3 protein-coding genes are annotated in these 3277 nt (G+C 59.6%); all 3 read right to left on the reverse strand.

Translation table 11 applies throughout. The features are described 5' to 3' along the window. Positions 1–403, reverse strand: a 403-nt coding sequence (locus QZ766_RS14065; RefSeq protein ID WP_297202997.1) for a contractile injection system protein, VgrG/Pvc8 family, incomplete at its 3' end; no start/stop codon positions are given. 953 nt (positions 404–1356) lie between these two features. Beyond that, positions 1357–2124: a 3-hydroxybutyrate dehydrogenase gene (locus tag QZ766_RS14070; RefSeq protein WP_297202999.1), complete on the reverse strand. Its 768-nt coding sequence runs from the start codon at positions 2122–2124 to the stop codon at positions 1357–1359. Positions 2125–2180: 56 nt separating this feature from the next. Beyond that, positions 2181–3277, reverse strand: a 1097-nt coding sequence (locus tag QZ766_RS14075) for a GntP family permease (RefSeq protein ID WP_297203000.1), incomplete at its 5' end; no start/stop codon positions are given.

Here is a 3277-nt window from a genome sequence, read left to right on the forward strand (position 1 = left end):
CCACGATTTGCGGAACCGACATGTCCTGGTAGATGGCGTTCTGCCGGGTGCGGTCGAGCAGCGCCAGGCGCGGCGCCAGCGTCAGGGCGTAGCGGGTTTCGTCCTTCGAGGTGCCGAGGCGCGCGAAGTCCGACACCACGCCCTGAATCACCCGCACCGGCTGCTGTATTTTAATGCCGAAGCCCTGGTCCACCGGGGCCTGCAGGGTCAGGGACGCCGCCTTCATCAGCATCTCCTCTTTGGCGATGGCGTGGTCGGGGCTGGTGAACTCGATGCGGTAGCTGAACGGCTGGCTCAGGGCCTCGCGGCCCTCGAAGGCCAGCACGTCCAGCGCGGACCCGCAGCCCTTCACCGCCAGCAGGTGGTGGCTGTGGCTGAATCGCAGTGCAGGAGTGGTGCTCACGGGTTCACCTCCGGCATCGGCTGCGGGCACGGACCGGCGGCGGCTGGTGCGGTGGGGGTAATACCCGGGTTCGGACGGTTAAAGGCGCGAGTGGATCCTTCCATGTTGTGATGTTCTCTCTGTTTGAATGGTTTAGGCACGCTACCGCCCTCGCCGTTTCCCGTGATTCAGGGGACCCAAAGGCGCGGGGTCAGGCAGCGAGGATTTTGCGAAACGGCAGGCGGCAGGCGAAGTCACGCGCAGGCGGATTATTCGCTGTCGCGTAAGGCGTAAAAGAGGATAAAAATCAGGGCGGCGGCGGATAGCGCGTGCCGCAGCGGGAGGTAACCGCTGTCAATATCAGCGGCCATGCGAATGTCTTATTGGCATGCGGAGGTGCAATACGGTTTACCCGCGCGCTGCGCGCTTCATTTTCAACGTGTTCAAACATCTGCTCATCCCTGATCGTAGTAAATTATACGCTCGCTATGCAATTTCCCTGCGCGAGGATAAATATGGCGATATTAAAGGATAAATAAGAATACCGCAGTGATTAAGAGCACAGAGTTTATCAGGATCTTTTCTCAAACGTCAGCCTGCGTATTTCAAAAAAATGCAGCAGTCTGGATTCTAAGTTACTCAGTAATAAGATAGCGACAAACCATTCACTGCATGAATACAAGCAACCTGTTAGTTAAAAAGGCAGTTTTAAAAAATAAATATCAAGCACCAACATTAATGCAGCAGCACATCATAAATTAACTTAAGCTGAAGGCGGCATTACCGAATAATAAAATTCATTAATAGATAATGATATATATTCACTGTCCGGGCGCATATTCAAAAAAAATAACGCAGCGTCCTCTGGAAAAATTATCATAAATTGTAAACCAGTGAAGCAGAACATCTGCTGCAAAATAGCGCCAGCCGTTTTCAGCACGGCTGGCGCGAAAAAATCACGCCAGCCAGCAGCCTTATTGCGCCACCCAGCCGCCGTCCATATTCCACGCCGCGCCGCGCACCTGATTGGCGGCGTCGCTGCACAGGAAGCAGGCCAGACTGCCGAGCTGCTCGGGGGTGACGAACTCACCGGAAGGTTGCTTCTCCCCCAGCAGGCTGCTGCGGGCGACGTCCGGGGCCGCGCCCTCGGCGATGCGGGCGTCAATCTGCTGCTGCACCAGCGGGGTCAGCACCCAGCCCGGGCACAGGGCGTTGCAGGTAATCCCGGTGCGGGCCAGCTCCAGGGCGGTGACTTTTGTTAATCCCACCACGCCGTGCTTGGCCGCCACGTAGGCGGATTTATTCTGCGAGGCCACCAGCCCGTGCACCGAGGCGATATTAATGATGCGCCCCCAGCCGTTTTCCTTCATTGCCGGGATCGCCAGCCGGGTGGTATGGAATACCGCCGACAGGTTAATCGCCATAATGGCGTTCCACTTCTCTACCGGAAAAGCGTCCACCGGAGCGACATGCTGGATCCCGGCGTTGTTGACCAGAATATCCACCCCGCCGAACTCCGTCCGGGCGTAATCAAACATCGCGGCGATCTGCTGCGGATCGCTGAGATCCGCATCGTGGTAGCCGTGGCGCACACCCTGACGGCCAATCTGCGCTTTTGCCAGCGCCGTGTCGCCAAAGCCGTTGAGGATAATCTGCGCGCCCTGCTTTGCCAGCGCGACGGCAATCCCTAAACCAATTCCGCTGGTGGAGCCGGTGACCAGCGCCGTTTTACCTTTAAGCATATTTTTTCTCCGTACCGCCGGACCTGCAGACGCTGTTGCCGCAGCCGTCGCTATAATTACACAATACCGGTTAGATAGTAGACGGCGATAACGAACAGCACCGCCAGACTCTTGATCATGGTGATGGCGAAGATACCGCCGTAGGACTGGCGGTGGCTGAGGCCGGTTATCGCCAGCAGGGTGATCACCGCACCGTTGTGCGGCAGCGTGTCCATGCCGCCGCTGGCCATTGCCGCCACCCGGTGCAGCACGTCCAGTGGAATGTTGGCCGCGTGCGCCGCCGCGATGAACGTATCGGACATGGCCGCCAGGGCAATGCTCATCCCGCCGGAAGCCGAGCCGGTGATCCCCGCAAGTGCAGTAACGCTTATCGCCTCGTTGAGCAGCGGATTAGGGATCGCCGCCAGCCCTTTCGACAGCACCAGAAAGCCCAGCAGTGCGGCGATCACCGCCCCGAAACCGTACTCCGAGGCGGTGTTCATCGCCGCGAGAATGGCCCCGCCCACCGCCGTGCGGCTACCTTCTGCCAGCCGGCCGCGAATGTTGCGAAAACCGCCCACCAGCACCACCAGGATCCCCACCAGCAGCGCGGCCTCCACCGCCCAGATGGCGGTTATCTTTTTCACGTCGGTCTCCACCGGCGCCGCCAGGCCGGGCAGCACCAGCTGGTGAGACGCGCCGTACCACTCGGGGATCCAGCGGGTAAACAGCAGGTTGAACAACCCGACCAGAATCAGCGGCGCAATGGCCAGCAGCGGATTGGGCAGGCGAATATTGTCCGGGGTTTCCGGCTCGTTAAGCAGTTCGCTGCCGTAGCCCTCGCCCCGGCTGCGGGCCCGGCGGCGCTGCACCTCAAGGTAAAACAGTCCCACGGCAATGATAAACAGCGAGCCGATAAGCCCCAGCCACGGCGCAGACCAGGCGTTAGTGCCGAAAAAACTGGAGGGAATAATGTTCTGGATCTGCGGGGTGCCCGGCAGCGCGTCCATGGTAAAAGAGAACGCCCCCAGCGCGATGGTGGCCGGGATCAGGCGCTTGGGAATATCGCTCTGGCGGAACAGCTCGGCGGCAAAGGGATAAACCGCAAACGCCACCACGAACAGCGACACGCCGCCGTAGGTCAGCAGCGCGCAGACCAGCACGATAACCGGCA

This window comes from uncultured Pluralibacter sp. (assembly GCF_913775985.1).
Taxonomy (GTDB): domain Bacteria; phylum Pseudomonadota; class Gammaproteobacteria; order Enterobacterales; family Enterobacteriaceae; genus Pluralibacter.